Here is an 18,119-nt window from a genome sequence, read left to right as displayed (position 1 = left end):
TGCATTAAAACGGCGTTACACTGTCAATGAGCCGAGAAGGAAGATAGAATTGTGAGATTCCCTACCTAATCGACAATCATTTATTCAGTAGACGAGGCTCCAAAATGGCAAACGAAGGTTATCACGAAGCAATAGAAGAACTCTCCGATGCAACGCGCGATATGCATCGAGCGATTACTTCTTTAATGGAGGAACTGGAAGCGGTCGACTGGTATAACCAACGCGTCGATGCGTGCAAGGATAAAGACCTCAAAGCGATACTCGCGCATAACCGCGATGAGGAGAAGGAACACGCGGCGATGCTGTTGGAATGGATACGCCGACAAGACCCGAAATTCGACAACGAATTGCGCGATTATTTATTTACCGATAAACCGATCGCTCATTGATCAACCCAGCGGAGAATCAAAATGACTTCAAACGTTCCCAATATAGTTTTCAAAACCCGCGTACGAGACGAAAGCATCGGCGGCGACAACCCTTTTCGATGGCAAGATGTTAGTAGCGACGACATTTTCAAAGGCAAAAAAGTCGTGCTGTTCTCCCTACCGGGCGCATATACGCCGACATGCTCGAGCACACATTTACCCGGTTACGAAGCAAAATACCAAGACATCATCGATCAAGGCGTCGATGATGTTTATTGTTTAAGTGTCAACGATGCCTTTACGATGTTTCAGTGGAGTAAACATTTAGGCATCGAGCATGTCAAAATGCTGCCCGACGGCAATGGCGACTTTACCCGTCTGATGGGCATGTTGGTCAAAAAGGAAAATCTCGGCTTCGGCTATCGCTCTTGGCGTTATTCGATGCTGGTTGAAGACGGCAAGATCGTCAAACTGTTCAGCGAACCCGGCTTTTCCGACAATTGCCCGGACGACCCGTTCACGGTTAGCGACGCGGACACGATGCTCGATTACTTAAAATCATAATTTAACTATTCGCTCCCTTATCCATCTATCCAAGAAAATGCAAATGACTGATTACGATTTCGAGCTTTTTGTCATCGGCGCGGGTTCGGGAGGCGTTCGAGCTGCACGAACGGCCGCCAACCTCGGCATCCGCGTCGCCATCGCCGAAGACCGCCATCTGGGCGGTACCTGCGTCAATGTCGGTTGCGTGCCTAAGAAATTGTTCGTCTATGCCTCGCATTTTCGCGAGGATTTTGAAGCGGCTAAAGGTTTCGGCTGGTCGCTAAGCGAACCCGGCTTCGACTGGCCGCGTTTGTTGTCGCAAAAGGATCGCGAATTGGAACGGCTGCGAGGCATATACGGCAGCTTGCTCGACAAGTCAGGCGTAACGCTGATCGAAGGCCGAGCGACATTGCTTGACGCTCATACCGTACAAGTCGGCGAAACTCGATACCGCAGCGAACGCATTCTAATCGCGACCGGCGGCAAGCCGTTTATTCCCGATTTTCCGGGCAACGAACATGTCGTCAATTCCGATGACATGTTCGCATTGGATAAACTCCCGAAGCGGCTATTAATCGTCGGCGGCGGCTATATTGCCGTCGAATTCGCCGGCATCATGCACGGAATGGGCGTTAACACGAAATTATGCTATCGGGGCGAACAAATACTGCGGGGATTCGATCACGATGTTAGAGCATTCGCCGATCAAGAAATGCGAAAAAAAGGCATCGATATTCTGCTCAACACCAACATTAAATCGGTCGCCCGAACCGAAAGCGGCTATGAAGCCCATACCGACCGGAACCAAATCGTTGAAGCCGATCTGATTTTATACGCGACCGGACGAAACCCGAATACTGCGGGACTAGGACTGTCAGAACTCGGCGTTGCGCTGACAGAGAACGGGGAAATCGTCGTCGACGACCGATATCAAAGCAATATTCCGTCGATATACGCGCTGGGCGATGTCACCGGCGGACTTAACCTGACACCGGTCGCAACCGCCGAAGCAATGGCTCTGGTCAACACTCTCTATACCGATAAACCCACTTCGGTCGATTACGACTATATCCCAACGGCGGTATTCAGCCAGCCGAATATCGGCACTGTGGGGTTGACCGAATCCGAAGCCAAGGAGCGATATTCCGATATCGAGATCTATAAATCGGTTTTTACGCCGATGAAACACACGCTGTCCGGTTTCGATGAAAAAACGATGATGAAAATGATCGTCAGAAAAAGCACCGACCGGGTCCTAGGCATCCACATGGTCGGGCCGGAAGCCGGAGAAATCATACAAGGCATGGCAGTCGCAATTCGGGCCGGCGCGACCAAGGCCGTCTTCGACTCGACGATCGGTATTCATCCGACTGCAGCCGAAGAACTTGTCACGATGCGTAAATCTGTAGGCTGAAACGTGAATTTAAGAACGATGAATAACTTCTTTAGTAAGTCTTTGGCAACAAGCGGGCATGAAGACACTGTTGAGTCGAGCCGTTTTCAAAAAACGTTCAGGGGACCCTAAAAGAGTTCTAAAAGGGGTCAGGTTACTTTTTGATTAATAGTAATCGCTAATAAAAGCCCCCTCCTTTTCTATGTAAGCTCTTGCTAACCGGTTTCGAGAAGCTAGAGCTTCTCGTTCCGCATTCCCAAGCAAAGAGCTTGGGAATGAGCGGAAATAAGGAAGTTATTTACGACCATATCCATAGTACATCCAGCCCGATTCCGATAAGATAGCGCCCACCGAAGTCACTCGTCCCTCACCGATAGCCCTGCAACCTCCAGCAGTGCTTTGATATTTATTTTTAGCTATACCTTTCGTACTTCAAATTTCGGCAGTGCCTGAGGAGGCGTGCGGCAAAGGCTTTGCCAGCATGGAACTGGCATAGAGCCTACAGGGGTGTATTCACGGCGTCCTTTGACGGACACCCCGATGCCGAATTTTGATCTACGATGAGTATTATTTTATAACCGAAGAATGTTAAAGCCAGGTTTACAGACCCAAAGGCCTAGACTGAAATGAAAAAGGTTTTTCATGCCCGGATTTTTTTCTAAACAACGTATAACCGCCTCTCCCGACTACAACCGCTGGCTGGTACCGCCCGCCGCTTTGTCGGTGCACTTGTGCATCGGCCAAGCTTATGCATTCAGCGTATTTAACGAACCTTTGACTCGGGTGATCGGCGGTTCGGCTTCCTCGCCGGACGACTGGAAATTGACCGAGCTGGGCTGGATTTTCAGTCTGGCCATCGTGTTTCTGGGAATATCGGCCGCATTCGGCGGCAAGTGGCTCGAAAAAGTCGGGCCGCGCTTGACGATGTTCGTGGCCGCGTGTTGTTTCGGCGGCGGTTTTTTGATTTCGGCATTCGGCGTTTTTCTGCATCAAATCTGGTTACTGTATTTAGGCTATGGCGTCATCGGGGGCATCGGTCTCGGTTTGGGCTATGTCTCGCCGGTATCGACCTTGATAAAATGGTTTCCCGACCGGCGCGGCATGGCGACCGGTATGGCGATCATGGGTTTCGGCGGAGGCGCGATGATCGGCGCGCCGTTGTCGGTATTGCTGATGGATTATTTCCAATCGACCGTTTCGGTCGGCGTGATCGAAACATTTTCGGTTATGGGTGGTTTATATTTCTTATCGATGACGATCGGCGCATTGACGATTCGCACGCCGCCGGAAGATTGGCGACCCGAAGGCTGGAAACCGCCAGTACTGCGTAACAAGATGATCACGCATCGCCATGTCCATATCGATCAGGCCTTGAAAACGCCGCAATTCTATTTGCTGTGGCTGGTTTTGTGTTTGAATGTGACGGCAGGTATCGGCGTTTTGGGGCAGGCTTCGGTGATGATTCAGGAAATATTCAAGGGACTCGTCACGCCGGCGGCCGCGGCCGGTTTCGTCGGTTTGTTAAGTCTATTCAACATGGGCGGACGTTTTTTCTGGTCTACCGTGTCCGACTATATCGGGCGCAAGAGCACTTATTTTGTATTTTTTGCCGTCGGCGCCGGGCTTTATGCGGTTGTTCCTTCGGTCGGCATGGCCGGCAATATCGCCTTGTTCATTCTACTTTACGCGGTTATTTTGAGCATGTACGGCGGAGGCTTTTCATCGATTCCCGCTTATTTGGCCGATATTTTCGGTACGCGTTATATCGGCGGCATTCACGGCCGACTTCTAACCGCTTGGTCGACGGCCGGCGTGTTGGGCCCGGTTTTAGTCAACTATATCCGAGAATTTCAGATCGCCCAGGGCATCGCAAAAACCGATGCCTATAACGTCACGATGTATATCATGGCGGGAATTTTACTCTTGGGCTTTTTATGTAATTTATTGATCAAGCCGGTACATGAAAAGCATTATATGCAACACGATGAATTCGACGAACTGGACGGCGCTTATCCGCTCGATGAATATCGGAACACGAACCCTTCAACATTAACGAAAACCGCTTCGTGAGCCGCCGATGAAAAACAGCAAACCTTTTAAACCCGGCCAATGGGTTCTGTTGCTAGTATACTGGCTTTATGTCGCCATTCCTTTAGCTTGGGGTGTTTGGTCGACATTGCGTAAAGCGATGGTTTTATTTAATTAACCTGAGTTCGGGTTAAGAAACCGAGCATTTGATAAACCCACGGATCACCAGGAAACCCGACATGAAAAGACATTTATTTAAATCCATCCTGCTAATTATACTTTTGAGTGCAGCAACCCTAGTACCGGCTACGACTTATGCGCAAAAACCGGATTGGCAGGATTCCGGCAAACCTCAGAAATCTAAAGACAATTTCAAGAAGGGCGATAAACGTCAACACGATCAACCGCGCGGCGGTGGCGATAAGCGCCAATCCGGAACTGAACGCCATAGCGCCGGCTCGTCCCGTCAAGACAGAGGAGCCGACATCAGACAGGGTGATTATTTCGGCGACCGGCAGCGCATTATAATCCGCGATTATTACTCCGAACAATTCCGTAGAGGTCACTGTCCTCCAGGGCTCGCAAAGAAAAACAACGGTTGCCTGCCGCCGGGTCAAGCCAAAAAATGGCAAGTCGGCCGGCCACTGCCACGAAATGTCGTTTTCCATGATCTACCGCCGGCTGTCGCTTTGGAGCTCGGCCCTCCTCCCGCCGGTCACCGGTTTGTCCGTGTGGCATCGGACATTTTAATGGTTACAACCGGCACGGGCATGGTAATCGATGCGATTCAAGATTTGGGCGGATTTTAAAAAGCTAATCGAATGAAAAGAATTTGCGTCTACTGCGGGTCAAGATCCGGAAAACGACCCGAATATACTCTTGCCGCACATCTTCTCGCGAAGGAACTTGCGCTCCATGGCATCGGCTTGGTTTACGGCGGCGCCCATATCGGGGTCATGGGACAACTTGCCGATGCCGTATTGGCGCAAAACGGAGAAGTCATCGGCGTGATTCCTCAAAACTTAGTGGATAAGGAAGTCGCTCATTACGGACTAACCGATTTGAAAATTGTCGGATCAATGCATGAACGAAAGGCATTGATGGCCGATCTTGCCGACGGCTTTATCGCTTTGCCTGGCGGACTAGGTACACTGGAGGAATTATTTGAGATACTGACTTGGGCGCAACTGGGCTTGCATCGAAAACCCTGCGGCCTGCTCAATATCGACGGCTACTACGACGGCTTGGTTTCATTTTTGGATCATGCCGTTGACGAACAATTCGTCAAACCGGTCGACCGGTCGATGCTGTTGATTGAAAAGCATCCAAAACAATTATTGGATGCCTTTTCAACCTATCGAGCGCCGTCGGTCGAGCAATGGCTTGGCCGGGAGGCCACGTAAAGATTGCATCCCTTTTGATTGAAAAACCGTCTAAGAATAAAAAGCAACGGTTCCAGTTAAGTTATTTTTTGCATATTCCTAAGCAAACTGAAACGGCTTTCTTGCTCTCAGATTAGTAAGAAAAACTATTTGAAGTAATCCCAAGGATACTCGGGTTTCAAAATTGGACGAAAACCGGCCGGCAATGGAAACGGAGCGGAAAGAAACTCATAAACGCCCACCAAGGTACGCGTAACCGTCATGCCCAAGCCGATAGCCAATCCCATCGGTATTCCGATTGCAGGACCCTGAGCCTGGCTCTCCTTGACCATGTTCCCCGGAATCTCGAGCACTCCGGTCGTCATCCCAGCTAATCCACGCAACGATTTGTCGGCTGCGGAATAAGCATTCGCGTATTGCGCAGAAAACATCATAAAAACTGTGAAAAAAACGATGACATATTGCCTTGGAATTTTCATATCCCCTCCTTATACAACATTTAAATTAAATAAATCCTATTGAATAACAGCATTGTTAATTCAGCCTTAACAGGCCAATACTGCAGCGAGAAATCAACATTATTGTTGCGATTGCAAATAGTTTTGCAACCCGATTCTATCGATTAACCCCAATTGCTGTTCCAGCCAATGCGTATGATCGTCCTCTGTGTCCTTTAGCATGCCTTCCAAAATTTCTCGGGTCTGATAATCTTGCGCCGATTCGCAAAAGGCGATGACCGACCGCAATGAGGCAATGACCTTTAATTCCAATTCAAGATCGTTTTTCAGCATATCCGAGACATTCGCACCTACCTTTAGAGGCTCGCGCTTCGATAAATCCGGCGTGCCTTCCAAAAATAAAATGCGCTTGATTAATGCGTCGGCATGGGCAGTCTCATCTTGCACTTCATGAGCAATGCGTTCGTAGAGTTTACCGAACCCCCAATTTTCATACATACGAGAATGAATAAAATATTGATCGATTGCCGTCAATTCGCCGGCCAATAATTCGTTCAAGCGCTCGATAACTTGACTATTACCTTTCATCTGTAGCTCCTTAATTCGTAACACATTGAACCGATGCAACAACTTAAACGGTTATGATAATGTCACAGGATAATACACTTACCGAAATAGTGTACACATAAATTAAAGCCGATCGTTTTAGATCTGCTTCGTGAACATTACGGTTAGATGATTTATTTAAGGTAGAAAACAATAGACAATAAAAAAGGCCTACGACCAAAGATCGTAAGCCTTTAATAAGTGGCGTCCCCAGGGGGGTTCGAACCCCCGTTACCGCCGTGAAAGGGCGGTGTCCTAGGCCACTAGACGATGGGGACTAAAACGGATCGGTATTTTATCAGAACCGATATCTGAACTTTTTTGTGCGAAATGGCGTCCCCAGGGGGGTTCGAACCCCCGTTACCGCCGTGAAAGGGCGGTGTCCTAGGCCACTAGACGATGGGGACTTAAGACGCTAATTCAATTGGTGGAGCCAAGCGGGATCGAACCGCTGACCTCAACACTGCCAGTGTTGCGCTCTCCCAGCTGAGCTATGGCCCCTCACTTGAGTCCGCATATTCTACAGGATTTTAAATTCTTGTCCAGCTTTAATTTAAAGACTTAATAAAATCCACGGCACGAACTAATCGCGCCAATGTTTTTTCGCGCCCCAACAACGCCAATGTCATATCGATCGGGGGCGACACCGAAGTCCCGCAAACCGCTACTCGCAGGGGCTGCGCGACTTTTCCCAAATTCAGCCCCAAGGTCTCGGCTAAATTGACGACAATTTGATGCAAAACCTCTCCCTGCCAATTATCCAGTCCGCTAAATTGATCATGCAACTGCTGCAAAACGTCCGCACTCTCCGATTTGAAATTCTTTTTTGCAGCCTTTTCGTCGTATTCATCGAAGTCCTTGTAGAAATAGCGACTGATCGTCGCCATTTCGACCAGGGTTTTACAACGCTCTTTCTGAACTTTGACTAACTCAACCAAATCCGGTCCGTCGGTAGGGTCGATACCCTGCTCGCCCATGTGCCAACTCAAATGCCGTGCGACATGAGCCGGATCCGAGTTCATGATGTATTGATGATTGAGCCACAATAACTTTTCCGGGTTGAATGCCGATGCCGACACATTGACGTCTTTTAGTTCGAAATACTCGATCATTTCGTCCAGGCTAAAAATTTCCTGATCGCCATGCGACCAACCCAACCGAACCAGATAATTCAATAGCGCTTCGGGTAAATAACCTTCATCCCTGTACTGCATCACGCTGACCGCGCCATGGCGTTTGGACAGTCTCGCGCCATCCGCGCCCAATATCATCGGCAGATGTGCATATTCCGGAATCGGGGCACCCAACGCCTTCAATATATTCATCTGTCTCGGCGTATTGTTTATGTGGTCGTCACCGCGAATCACATGCGTCACTCCCATATCCATATCATCGACGACGACACTGAGATTGTATGTCGGCGATCCGTCGGAGCGTGCGATGATCAAATCGTCCAATTCTTTGTTCGAAACGACAATATCGCCTTTCACCAAATCCCTGATAACCACCTCGCCATCATTCGGATTCCTAAATCGAATCACCGGCATGACGCCTTCAGATACGCCCGGAGTTTCCCGGCATTTACCGTTATAACGCGGTTTTTCCTTATTCGCCATCTGCTCGTTACGCAGCTGTTCCAGCTCTTCTTTACTGCAATAGCAATAGTAGGCATCACCCTGGTCGAGCAGTTGCTGTATGACGGCTTTGTAACGTTCGAACCGGTGCGTCTGATAGAAAGGTCCTTCGTCGTACTCCAAGCCTAACCAAGTCATTCCTTCCAAAATCGCATTAACCGATTCTTGCGTCGAACGCTCCAGATCGGTATCTTCGATCCTCAAAATAAAACGGCCCCCGTGCTTACGGGAATACAACCATGAGAAAAGCGCGGTCCGCGCGCCGCCGATATGAAGATAACCCGTCGGACTCGGGGCAAATCGTGTTTTTGTCGTCATTTGTTACTTATTCGTTTTCAATAAAATCTTTTTTGCATATTCATTTGGAATTTGCTTGGAAGCTCGCATGCGTATTGCCTGGTAGTTAAAACCCACACTACCCTTCGGCGCCTCATTTTTACCCAGAATAGCCAACGAAGCGCCATGGCCTTTTGCCGCTGCTTTTTCATACCATTGCGTGGCTTTTTTGACATCTTGTGGCATGCCTAAACCTCTATCGTACATTGCAGCAACTACGACTTCTGCTTCGAGCAGACCTTGCTCAGCCGCCTTAAGCATCCACCCGGCGGCTTGTTGCTCATCGACTTCAAAACCATCCCGACCCAATAAATATAAGGCACCCATTTTAGCTTGCGCAAGCGCATCGCCTTGTTCCGCCGAAGCCTGAACATATGATTTGGCACCGGCTTCTTCTGCATGAACTACACCTATTTCAGCTAAAACCAACAGGCAAGCTATCGTTGTTATTTTAATCATTCCTCTAACCTCATGCATCGATTAACGACAGAGTTGTTGATAAAATGCTTTCGGCAAATCAAATGTTTTACTTTTCGACCCGCCGAAACGAAACAACTCTCAGAACGAGTATTATTTCACGACATAGCCCTGAGAGGAATTAAACATTCGGTAAATTCAGAATTCAGCACTCTTCTTACTCCCTTTATACTCAAAAATTAGTTAACTTTATGAAGAAGGTATGGGGCGTGGCTAGCGAGACGACGGTCCTCGATAGACACATCCCATACCTTTTATTCTTAGACGGTTTTCCAATCAAAAGGGAGTAGAAAGGATTTACAACTCTTTTATACCTTTCGCACTTGAAATTTCGGCATTGCCTAAGGAGGCGCCAGGGTGTCCGACAAAGGCTTTGCCAGCATGGAGCTTGCATAGAGCCTACATGGACGTATTCACGGCGTCCTTTGGCGGACTCCCAGGCGCCGAATTTTGATCTTCGATGGGTATACCACCGAGCGAACCTTATCTCACGACTCGCAATTGACCATTAATATCTATTTGTCTTGAATAGCTATTTGTTCGAGAATACACCCTGAGAAGCAACCCGCGTAACTTAAATGACCGACCTTTACCGACTAAACGATATTCGTTTTCTTTACGTTGATAAGGTAGCACTCACACTGCCTTCGCTTAGCGTCAAAACCGGTAAAATCACTGCATTGATCGGCCCTAACGGTTGCGGAAAAAGCACTTTACTTAACATGCTGGCTTTTTTAGATTCGCCGCAGCAAGGCAGCATCAACTTCAAGGGTGAAACCGTTCGCACCAAAAAGCAACTGCAAGCATTAAGAAAGCGTGTTGGGCTACTAACCCAAAAACCTTACATGCTTCGGGGTACGGTGGCTGATAATCTAAAACTTGCGCTAAAATTACACAGCGTACCGAAACTGCTTTGGCAAAACAAAATTAACGAGGTTCTCAACCGTCTCGATGCCATTCATTTACTCAACCAGCAAGCCAATACGCTGTCGGGTGGGCAACTGCAAAAAGCGGCTCTTGCACGCGCACTAATTAACGATCCCGAGGTTTTGTTATTAGACGAACCATTCAGTTATTTGGATCAAGCCGCGAATAACATGCTTGAGGAGTTTATCCAAGATTACAGCGCCTCCACTCGTAACTTGATCTTTAGCACCCATAACCGGCTGCAAGGCTTAGCGCTTGCCGACGAAGTCATAACGCTCATTAACGGCAGCCAAGTTCAAACACCGTTACTAAACTTGTTTCATGGTCATCTTGACAATCATATTTTTAATACGGGTAAACTGAGTGTCGTTTTAACCGGGGACATCGAAGGATGTCGGCATATTTCGATCGATCCGCATGAAATTGTCTTGTCCAAAGAACCTTTTTGTTCCAGTATTCGCAATCAATATCCGGGACGCGTCACATCGATTTCGGAGGAAATGGGCAAGGTGAGAGTCAATATTTCAGCAGGCGAAATTTTTCAAGCTCTAATTACCTTCGAAGCGTTACATGATTTAAAGTTGCAATTAGGAGATGAAGTTTGGGTTAATTTTAAGTCGAATTCGATCGTAACATTCTGAGGTAAATATGCTTTTACATTTCTTATCTCATAAGCGAGTCCCTCTGTGTCAATATACCTGAGACACCGCCCCATGCATTAATTAGGGAACATTTTCGGAGAAAATCTCATGACTGACACAACCGTACAAGCTATTCCTCATGCCGCGGCGAACGAGGAGGACACGCAAGAGCCGTAGGGCGGCTGAAGTGTCCTCCGCGTTCGCCGCGGAACCTTCCCGCATCACCAGCGAAGTGCTTGAAAAGGCCGCCCGCCGGACGTTTACCGCCGAATACAAAGAGCGCATCTTGACCCAGGCTGATGCGTGTAGCGAACCGGGCTGCATCGGCAAGTTGCTGCGCACAGAGGGATTATATTCCTCACATCTCAGCAAATGGCGCAGCGAACGTGAGCAGGCCATCCGCGCCGGTCTATCCAAGCCGCGTGGCCGCAAACCTTCGGACAAGAATCCGTTAGCCGCTGAAAATGCTCGTCTGCAAGCCGAAATTCAGCGTTTGCAGGCATGCCTAACACAGGCGGAGGCTATCATCGATGTCCAAAAAAAACTTTCGCAACTGCTGGGCTTGTGCGAGATTCCAGCCCACACCGGGAGAGCATCATGAAGGCCACGCTTGAACTCAGCCGTGAGGTTGGCGTTAAGGCCGCCTGCGAGGCGCTCAACTTCAACCGTGCCTCGTTTTATCGCGCACAACAAGATCGCTCTTCGTGGCCGGTCGAACGTCCGCGCCCGCCGCTGGCACTGAGTACGGACGAAGAGCTACACGTCCTGGCGCATCTGCACAGCGAGCGTTTCATGGATTGCTCGCCTTATCAGGTCTATGCGGCGCTGCTCGACGAGGGCGTTTACCTGTGCTCCATCAGCACCCTCTATCGCATCCTGGTGCGCCACCAGGAAGTGCGCGAGCGCCGCAACCAGCTTCGTCGTCCCAACTACACCAAGCCCGAGTTACTCGCCACTGCGCCCAACCAAGTATGGTCATGGGATATCACCAAACTCAAAGGCCCGGCCAAATGGACGTATTTCTACCTCTACGTCATTATCGACATTTTCAGCCGCTGCGTGGTCGGCTGGATGGTAGCGCACCGCGAATCCACCGAGCTGGCTAAGCGACTGATTGGCGAAAGCTGTACTCGGCAAACTATCCGTGAAGGCCAATTGACTATTCACGCCGACCGCGGCAGCAGTATGACCTCCAAAGGCGTCGAGCAACTGCTGGCTGACCTGGGCGTGACCAAAACCCATTCACGGCCCCATGTCTCCAACGACAACCCGTATTCCGAGGCGCAGTTCAAGACCTTGAAATACCGACCGGGCTTTCCGGCTCAATTCGGCGCTATCGAAGATGCCAGAAGCTTTTGCGGAACGTTCTTCGACTGGTACAACCATGACCACTATCACTCCGGCATTGCACTGTTAACCCCGGCCAGCGTTCACAGCGGCCAAGCCGTCGAGATAGTTACGCAGCGCACGCAAGTCCTGCATGCCGCATTCGAGCGCAATCCGGAACGCTTCAAAAACCGCCAACCCCATGCCCAAGCCGTACCTGAAGCCGCTTGGATTAACCCGCCCCCTTCACGGACGGCAAATGAGGCTCTCGACCAGGAAAACTAAACTCACAATCTACACTAATTTTTTATTATGGGTGTCTCAAAATCATTGACATATACCGGTTGCCGAACCCTCAACAAAGCTCATAGCTCCAGGATGTTATTTGCCACGAAATCCTTAGCCATAAATACCTCCTAATTAAACGACGGCTATAGCAAAGCATAAACGCCATAGCCCGCTCACTAACCGGATGCCAGATAAAATGCGCCCTTATTGACTCTTTACATTTTTTATTTTTCATCAGCAGCAGTGACGACAACAGATTTGACGAAACACCTATCCCGCCGGCACTTCATTCGATGCCTTACCGCACTGAGCCTATCACCCTGGCTTCCCGGCTGTGAATCATTGTTTGCTCGACGAATTGCGATTGCCGCTCATGCTTGGCCCGGTTATGAATTCCTGTTTCTAGCCCAGCGCGAAAAATGGTTGGATAGCTCCTTAGTCGATTTGATGGAAACAACCTCTGCAACCGAATCATTAAGCGCACTGATCGAAGGCAAGATTGACGGTGCAGCATTGACACTGGACGAAGTTTTAACGACACGCGCATCCGGCTTGCCGCTTACCGTGGTTTTGGTATTTAACATTTCAGCTGGTGCGGATATGTTGTTAGCTAGACCATACATAGTAAAATCAGCCGATCTCAAGGGGCAGCGCATCGGCTTTGAAAAAGGCACGGTCGGCTCGCTATTGCTGCACAAAGCACTTGATGCCGCGGGCTTGTCAATGGCTGAAATCACAGCGGTTCCCTTGACAATCGACGCCCATTTTCAGGCCTGGCAACAGCAAAAAGTCGACGCCCTAGTCACATACGATCCGATTGCCAGCCGTTTATTACGCGAAGGTGCAACCAAGCTTTTCGACAGTCGAAAAATTCCTGACACTATTCTTGATGTGTTGGCTTTTCGAACCGATCGTTTAGACTTTAGTCGAGCACCAGCCATTCGCCATTTGGTCTCCGCCCATCTTAAGGCGCTTGAGCATTTGACCAAAAACCCACAAGATGCTGCATACCGAATGGCACCGCGCTTTAAATTATCGCCTGCTCAAGTGCTTGGCACATATAAGGGTTTAGTCATTCCCGATCGAAGCAACAATCGACGCTTACTGGAAGGGTCGTCTCCAATTCTGCTAGACAGCGCACGCAACCTTAGCATCTTCATGTACGAATCGGGAAAACTACCGCACGAGAACGACTTAACCGATTTGATTGACCCAAGCTACTTATGATTAAAAGCGAACTACCCGACCGTCCTCGGCCGATTGCAGCGCACCGACAATAATCCGGCAATTGGTCTTAGCGTCTTCAAGCGAAAGCGCGGGAGCCTTGCCGGTCAAAACGCAATCGCTGAAGTGTTCGATTTCCAAACGGAAATGATCGGCGATAGGGAGTATCTCCTCAGATTGCCGCCCTCCTTCCGTCCACCAGGAAATGACTGGAATATCGCCCGGATTTTGCCAAACGCCATGACATTTCAAACCGCCTTTTGTACCGACAACTTCGTATTCGCAGCGCCGCGCGCGTTCAAAGCTAAAATCGAAATGCGCATATTTACCGTCGCCGAAATCAAGCACACCGCTACTTGCGGTATCGGCGCCGCTTTCGATATATTTGGATACCGCCGTGACCGACTCCGGCATCCCGTCGAAAAACAACCTGAGCGAATGTATCGCATAGCAGCCTATATCCCACATCGCTCCGCCGCCCTGATCGATACTATCGGCGACCCGATACCTTCTGGCCGGTTTCATCATGAACGAAAAACTCGCACGCACCGTTTTAACCTCGCCGATCTCGCCGGAATGCACAATATCCAAGACCCGCGCATGCTGCGGATGAAAACGGTACATAAAGCCTTCCATCACGGTGACGTTATGACGATGCGCCGCAGCTTCTATCGCTTCGATATCCGAAACTTTCAACGCCATCGGCTTTTCGCACAATACATGCTTGCCCTTCTCGATCGCGCGCAAGGCCCACTCGGCATGTTCACGATTCGCCATCGGTAAATAAACCGCTTCGATTTCATCGTCATCGAGAATCGCTTCAGGGCTATCGTAAGCGCGAACACCTTGCTGATGCGGCGCATATTTCGCCAAGGTTTCCGCCGCAGCGCCGGGACGTCGACTGCCGATCGCGACCAATTCGGCATTGCTCGCGTCGACGATCGCCGGCATCAGCCGCTCGTTGACTCTTGCCGCGCCTAAGATACCCCAGCGTAATTTCTTGTGTTCGTTCATGATTCTCCTCCGTGTTTACTTATCAATATTCAACCATTCCGCCAATGCGGTCTTGATTGTTTCGGTTCTAATTTGGTGGCGATCGCCATCAAAATGCATTTCGGCAATTTCGGCAATTGCACCACGCCGCTGCCAAGCGATGTAAACCGTGCCGACCGGTTTCACCGAAGTGCCGCCATCCGGTCCTGCAATGCCGGTCACCGCGATTGCCCAATCGGCCTGACTGTGTTTCAATGCGCCGCCTGTCATCTCGCTCGCAGTCTCGGCGCTAACCGCGCCATAATTTTCGATCGTCTCGGCCCGGACGCCCAGCATTTGTATTTTGGCGGCATTGCTGTAAGTCACGAAGCCTCGGTCAAACCAAGCCGAACTGCCCGGTATTTCGGTAATCGCTTGTGCAATGCCGCCGCCGGTACAGGATTCGGCGGTTGTCAGCAGCCAACCGCGTTCCTTTAGACTCAACCCGACCACGCGAGCCAATGCGATGATTTCGTTCTCTGTATTTAATGGGACCAATGGGGCAAGACCTATCAATTAAGGATTTCTTGACAAATAACTTTCCGGAACCATGGGCTTTGTCGCGGGTTCGGTTAGCCTGCATTAAAAAATAAGAAAGTTATACCTTTCGCACTTCAAATTTCGGCAGTGCCTAAGGAGGCGCCGGGGTGCTCGGCAAAGGCTTTGCCAGCATGGATGCTGGCATAGAGCCTACATGGATGTATTCACGGCGTCCTTTGACGGGCCCCCGGTGCCGAATTTTGATCTACGATGAGTATATCTATGACTCAATCCTAAGATAAAATAATATCTATGAGTATAAAACAAACCAGCAACCAACACACCCCGATGATGCAGCAATATCTGCGCATCAAGGCCGACCATCCCGACACGCTCGTTTTTTACCGGATGGGCGATTTTTATGAACTTTTTTTCGACGATGCCAAAAAAGCCGCTCAGATTCTCGATATTACGCTGACGCAGCGCGGCCAGTCGGCCGGTGAGCCGATTCCGATGGCCGGCATTCCGTATCATGCCGCCGAAGGCTACATCGCAAAATTGTTGCGCCACAGCGAATCGGTCGCGATTTGCGAACAAATCGGCGATCCGGCGACTTCGAAAGGACCGGTCGATCGCAAAGTGGTGCGCATCGTCACACCCGGCACCGTTACCGACGAAGCCCTGCTCGAGGACCGTAAGGATAATTTGCTGGTGGCGCTGCATGTTGCCGATTCCAAATTCGGTATCGCCGCTTTAGATGTGACCAGCGGACGCTTTGTATTGCAACAACTGGATTCGGCCGATACGATGTTGAGCGAAATCGAACGTCTGGACCCGGCCGAGCTATTGGTCAGCGAAGATATCGCTCTTCTACAGGCTTTGAAGCAGCGCAAAGGCATTTGTAAGCGCCCGCCTTGGCATTTCGAGCCTGACAGTGCGCGTCAACTGGTATTGAATCAATTCAACACGCACGATCTATCAGGCTTCGGTTGCGAAAATATGCCGATCGCTATTGCCGCGGCCGGCTGTCTGTTGCAATACGTCAAAGACACGCAGCAAAGCGCCCTGCCCCATATTCAAGGCATTCGGGTCGAAAACAATTCCGAGGGCATTCAACTCGATGCCGCGAGCCGCCGCAATCTGGAACTGGACACGCATCCGACCGGCGAGCTGCGCTACACCTTATTCGGCGTACTCGACAAAACCGTCACAGCGATGGGCAGTCGTTGTCTGCGCCGCTGGATCAACCGGCCGCTCAGAGACCAAGCCATTCTGCAAAACCGATATTCGGCAATCGAATCGCTATTGTCCGAACGGCTTTTAGATGCTGTTCGCAATCAATTAAATGCGGTCGGCGACATCGAGCGTATCAGCTCACGAATCGCACTCAAATCGGCCAGGCCGCGCGATTTGATCGTGTTACGCAATACCCTGGCCGTTTTACCGACATTGCAGCCCTTGCTATCGAATACCGACAGTCCGGAGCTGATGCGCCTGGCCAAGCAACTCACCGAACAACCCGAGTTATCTGAGCTGTTGCAACGAGCCATTATCGACAACCCGCCTGTTCTAATTCGCGACGGCGGCGTCATTGCCCCCGGTTACCATGCCGAACTCGATGAACTGCGCAACTTAAGCCGCAATGCCGATCAATTTCTGCTCGATATGGAGGAGCGAGAAAAGGCTGCGACCGGCATTAGCGGCCTAAAAGTCAATTACAACCGCGTGCATGGTTACTATATCGAGGTTTCAAGATTACATGCCGAGAAAGTTCCGGCACACTACCACCGTAAACAAACGCTGAAAGGCGTCGAGCGCTACATTACCGAGGAATTAAAAACCTTCGAAGATAAAGTTCTGAGTGCGAAAGAAAAATCGCTGGCCTTCGAAAAATCACTATACGATCAATTGCTGAACAAGCTCGGCGAGTCATTAATTGATCTGCAGCAATGCGCGCAAGGACTCGCCGAACTGGATGTGCTGGCGGCATTTGCCGAACGCGCCGAAACATTGAATTTGACTCGCCCGCAATTGACCGATAAGCCCGGCATCGATATCGAAGGCGGACGGCATCCGGTCGTCGAGCAAGTCTCCGACATTCCGTTTGTCGCAAACGATCTTAAACTATCGCCTCAGCGCCGCATGCTCATCATCACCGGCCCGAATATGGGCGGTAAATCGACTTATATGCGCCAGGCGGCCTTGATCGTGTTGATCGCGCATATCGGCTGTTATGTTCCGGCCAAGGCCGCAACGATCGGCCCGGTCGATAAGATTTTCACCCGCATCGGCGCTTCAGACGACTTGGCCGGCGGACGTTCGACTTTCATGGTTGAAATGTCGGAAACTGCCAATATTCTGCATAACGCAACCGAACAAAGCTTGATATTGATGGACGAAATCGGCCGCGGCACCAGCACTTTTGACGGCTTGTCTTTGGCTTGGGCTTGCGCCGATCATTTAGCAAAAGTCACAAAGGCTTATACGTTATTCGCGACGCATTATTTCGAGTTGACGACTCTAGCGGACGAGCAAAAACCGATCCATAACGTGCATCTCGACGCAATGGAGTACGGCGACAAAATCGTGTTTCTGCATGCGGTCAAGGAAGGTCCGGCGAGCCAAAGTTACGGGCTGCAAGTCGCCTCACTGGCTGGTGTTCCGGCAACAGTGATAGACAAAGCCAAATTGAAATTGCAGCATCTCGAAAACAACACTTATTATCAAAACCAGACCGAATCGGGCAATCAGCAATTGGATTTATTCGCGACCCAAGAGTGCCATCCGGCAGTCTGTTTGATCGAGGAGTTAGACCCGGACAACTTGAGCCCGAGGCAAGCTTTGGATACGCTTTATCGTTTAAAAAAGATGGTGGAGTAATTTTAGGAATGGGCGAAAACATTATCGCGTATCGTGGAGCCAGGACGTTAGGCCGTTTTTCTCCATGCAAAGTTTGCACTTTTGCCGTTTATA

The 18,119-nt window shown here is 50.0% G+C and carries 17 protein-coding genes and 3 tRNA genes; 11 read left to right on the top strand and 9 right to left on the bottom strand.

What is annotated here, in order from left to right:
• Positions 1 to 104 precede the first annotated feature (104 nt).
• The 7 genes from MEALZ_RS05610 to MEALZ_RS05585 all read left to right on the top strand — a co-directional run bounded on the left by MEALZ_RS05610 (position 105) and on the right by MEALZ_RS05585 (position 5,738).
• On the top strand, positions 105 to 389 hold the full coding sequence (locus tag MEALZ_RS05610) for an encapsulin-associated ferritin-like protein (protein WP_014147637.1): 285 nt from the start codon (positions 105 to 107) through the stop codon (positions 387 to 389).
• Positions 390 to 410: 21 nt separating this feature from the next.
• Positions 411 to 932 carry a peroxiredoxin gene (locus MEALZ_RS05605; RefSeq protein ID WP_014147636.1) on the top strand — a complete coding sequence of 174 codons (522 nt, stop codon included), beginning with the start codon at positions 411 to 413 and terminating at the stop codon, positions 930 to 932.
• A 43-nt stretch (positions 933 to 975) separates the two neighbouring features.
• On the top strand, positions 976 to 2,328 hold the full coding sequence (gene gorA, locus MEALZ_RS05600) for a glutathione-disulfide reductase (RefSeq protein ID WP_046061397.1): 1,353 nt from the start codon (positions 976 to 978) through the stop codon (positions 2,326 to 2,328).
• Positions 2,329 to 2,949: 621 nt separating this feature from the next.
• Positions 2,950 to 4,377 (top strand): L-lactate MFS transporter, encoded by a 1,428-nt coding sequence (locus MEALZ_RS05595; RefSeq protein ID WP_014147634.1) that lies wholly within the window; start codon positions 2,950 to 2,952, stop codon positions 4,375 to 4,377.
• 7 nt (positions 4,378 to 4,384) lie between these two features.
• The gene (locus tag MEALZ_RS23715; RefSeq protein WP_269844360.1) at positions 4,385 to 4,513 is read left to right on the top strand and encodes an MFS transporter small subunit; all 129 of its coding nucleotides are present in this window, start codon (positions 4,385 to 4,387) and stop codon (positions 4,511 to 4,513) included.
• Between the two features lie 61 nt (positions 4,514 to 4,574).
• Positions 4,575 to 5,144 carry a hypothetical protein gene (locus tag MEALZ_RS05590; RefSeq protein ID WP_014147633.1) on the top strand — a complete coding sequence of 190 codons (570 nt, stop codon included), beginning with the start codon at positions 4,575 to 4,577 and terminating at the stop codon, positions 5,142 to 5,144.
• 12 nt (positions 5,145 to 5,156) lie between these two features.
• A complete protein-coding gene (locus tag MEALZ_RS05585) occupies positions 5,157 to 5,738 on the top strand; it encodes an LOG family protein (RefSeq protein WP_014147632.1) in 582 nt (193 codons plus the stop codon).
• A 125-nt stretch (positions 5,739 to 5,863) separates the two neighbouring features.
• Here MEALZ_RS05585 and MEALZ_RS05580 read toward each other — a convergent pair whose 3' ends face one another.
• The 7 genes from MEALZ_RS05580 to MEALZ_RS05550 all read right to left on the bottom strand — a co-directional run bounded on the left by MEALZ_RS05580 (position 5,864) and on the right by MEALZ_RS05550 (position 9,180).
• Positions 5,864 to 6,196, bottom strand: a complete 333-nt coding sequence (locus tag MEALZ_RS05580; RefSeq protein WP_014147631.1) for an exosortase system-associated protein, TIGR04073 family — start codon at positions 6,194 to 6,196, stop codon at positions 5,864 to 5,866.
• Between the two features lie 99 nt (positions 6,197 to 6,295).
• Positions 6,296 to 6,763 carry a bacterioferritin gene (gene bfr / locus MEALZ_RS05575; RefSeq protein WP_014147630.1) on the bottom strand — a complete coding sequence of 156 codons (468 nt, stop codon included), beginning with the start codon at positions 6,761 to 6,763 and terminating at the stop codon, positions 6,296 to 6,298.
• Positions 6,764 to 6,983: 220 nt separating this feature from the next.
• A tRNA-Glu gene (locus tag MEALZ_RS05570) sits at positions 6,984 to 7,059 on the bottom strand.
• Positions 7,060 to 7,112: 53 nt separating this feature from the next.
• A tRNA-Glu gene (locus MEALZ_RS05565) sits at positions 7,113 to 7,188 on the bottom strand.
• Between the two features lie 18 nt (positions 7,189 to 7,206).
• Positions 7,207 to 7,282 (bottom strand) — tRNA-Ala (locus MEALZ_RS05560).
• 47 nt (positions 7,283 to 7,329) lie between these two features.
• Positions 7,330 to 8,733 (bottom strand): glutamate--tRNA ligase, encoded by a 1,404-nt coding sequence (gltX, locus tag MEALZ_RS05555; RefSeq protein WP_014147629.1) that lies wholly within the window; start codon positions 8,731 to 8,733, stop codon positions 7,330 to 7,332.
• A gap of 3 nt (positions 8,734 to 8,736) precedes the next feature.
• A complete protein-coding gene (locus MEALZ_RS05550) occupies positions 8,737 to 9,180 on the bottom strand; it encodes a tetratricopeptide repeat protein (protein WP_223842352.1) in 444 nt (147 codons plus the stop codon).
• 626 nt (positions 9,181 to 9,806) lie between these two features.
• Between MEALZ_RS05550 and MEALZ_RS05545 the strand changes: the two genes are divergently transcribed.
• The 3 genes from MEALZ_RS05545 (at position 9,807) to MEALZ_RS05530 (ending at position 13,637) form a co-directional block, all read left to right on the top strand.
• The gene (locus tag MEALZ_RS05545; protein ID WP_014147627.1) at positions 9,807 to 10,796 is read left to right on the top strand and encodes an ATP-binding cassette domain-containing protein; all 990 of its coding nucleotides are present in this window, start codon (positions 9,807 to 9,809) and stop codon (positions 10,794 to 10,796) included.
• 187 nt (positions 10,797 to 10,983) lie between these two features.
• Positions 10,984 to 12,407 (top strand): IS3 family transposase gene (locus tag MEALZ_RS05535; protein WP_162473003.1). Its coding sequence is split into 2 segments (ribosomal slippage): positions 10,984 to 11,341 and positions 11,341 to 12,407, totalling 1,425 coding nucleotides; the frame shifts between segments, so codons are not numbered across the junction.
• A gap of 246 nt (positions 12,408 to 12,653) precedes the next feature.
• On the top strand, positions 12,654 to 13,637 hold the full coding sequence (locus tag MEALZ_RS05530; RefSeq protein WP_014147625.1) for an ABC transporter substrate-binding protein: 984 nt from the start codon (positions 12,654 to 12,656) through the stop codon (positions 13,635 to 13,637).
• Here the strand turns inward: MEALZ_RS05530 and MEALZ_RS05525 are convergent, their stop codons facing one another.
• The gene (locus tag MEALZ_RS05525) at positions 13,638 to 14,648 is read right to left on the bottom strand and encodes a Gfo/Idh/MocA family protein (protein ID WP_014147624.1); all 1,011 of its coding nucleotides are present in this window, start codon (positions 14,646 to 14,648) and stop codon (positions 13,638 to 13,640) included.
• A 15-nt stretch (positions 14,649 to 14,663) separates the two neighbouring features.
• The gene (locus MEALZ_RS05520) at positions 14,664 to 15,182 is read right to left on the bottom strand and encodes a CinA family protein (protein ID WP_408607044.1); all 519 of its coding nucleotides are present in this window, start codon (positions 15,180 to 15,182) and stop codon (positions 14,664 to 14,666) included.
• A 276-nt stretch (positions 15,183 to 15,458) separates the two neighbouring features.
• On the opposite strand from MEALZ_RS05520, the gene mutS reads away from it, so the two are divergent.
• Positions 15,459 to 18,026: a DNA mismatch repair protein MutS gene (gene mutS / locus MEALZ_RS05515; protein ID WP_014147622.1), complete on the top strand. Its 2,568-nt coding sequence runs from the start codon at positions 15,459 to 15,461 to the stop codon at positions 18,024 to 18,026.
• The last annotated feature ends 93 nt before the right edge of the window (positions 18,027 to 18,119 follow it).

It is taken from the genome of Methylotuvimicrobium alcaliphilum 20Z (assembly GCF_000968535.2).
Taxonomy (GTDB): Bacteria; Pseudomonadota; Gammaproteobacteria; order Methylococcales; family Methylomonadaceae; genus Methylotuvimicrobium; species Methylotuvimicrobium alcaliphilum.
Note: the sequence above shows the minus strand (reverse complement) of the source record. Positions and strands in the feature narration are given on the sequence as shown.

Coding starts and splice junctions, on each gene's coding strand:
- MEALZ_RS05610 (WP_014147637.1), top strand. CDS start 105: ATGGCAAACGAAGGTTATCACGAAGCAATAGAAGAACTCTCCGATGCA.
- MEALZ_RS05605 (WP_014147636.1), top strand. CDS start 411: ATGACTTCAAACGTTCCCAATATAGTTTTCAAAACCCGCGTACGAGAC.
- gorA (WP_046061397.1), top strand. CDS start 976: ATGACTGATTACGATTTCGAGCTTTTTGTCATCGGCGCGGGTTCGGGA.
- MEALZ_RS05595 (WP_014147634.1), top strand. CDS start 2,950: ATGCCCGGATTTTTTTCTAAACAACGTATAACCGCCTCTCCCGACTAC.
- MEALZ_RS23715 (WP_269844360.1), top strand. CDS start 4,385: ATGAAAAACAGCAAACCTTTTAAACCCGGCCAATGGGTTCTGTTGCTA.
- MEALZ_RS05590 (WP_014147633.1), top strand. CDS start 4,575: ATGAAAAGACATTTATTTAAATCCATCCTGCTAATTATACTTTTGAGT.
- MEALZ_RS05585 (WP_014147632.1), top strand. CDS start 5,157: ATGAAAAGAATTTGCGTCTACTGCGGGTCAAGATCCGGAAAACGACCC.
- MEALZ_RS05580 (WP_014147631.1), bottom strand. CDS start 6,196: ATGAAAATTCCAAGGCAATATGTCATCGTTTTTTTCACAGTTTTTATG.
- bfr (WP_014147630.1), bottom strand. CDS start 6,763: ATGAAAGGTAATAGTCAAGTTATCGAGCGCTTGAACGAATTATTGGCC.
- gltX (WP_014147629.1), bottom strand. CDS start 8,733: ATGACGACAAAAACACGATTTGCCCCGAGTCCGACGGGTTATCTTCAT.
- MEALZ_RS05545 (WP_014147627.1), top strand. CDS start 9,807: ATGACCGACCTTTACCGACTAAACGATATTCGTTTTCTTTACGTTGAT.
- MEALZ_RS05525 (WP_014147624.1), bottom strand. CDS start 14,648: ATGAACGAACACAAGAAATTACGCTGGGGTATCTTAGGCGCGGCAAGA.
- mutS (WP_014147622.1), top strand. CDS start 15,459: ATGAGTATAAAACAAACCAGCAACCAACACACCCCGATGATGCAGCAA.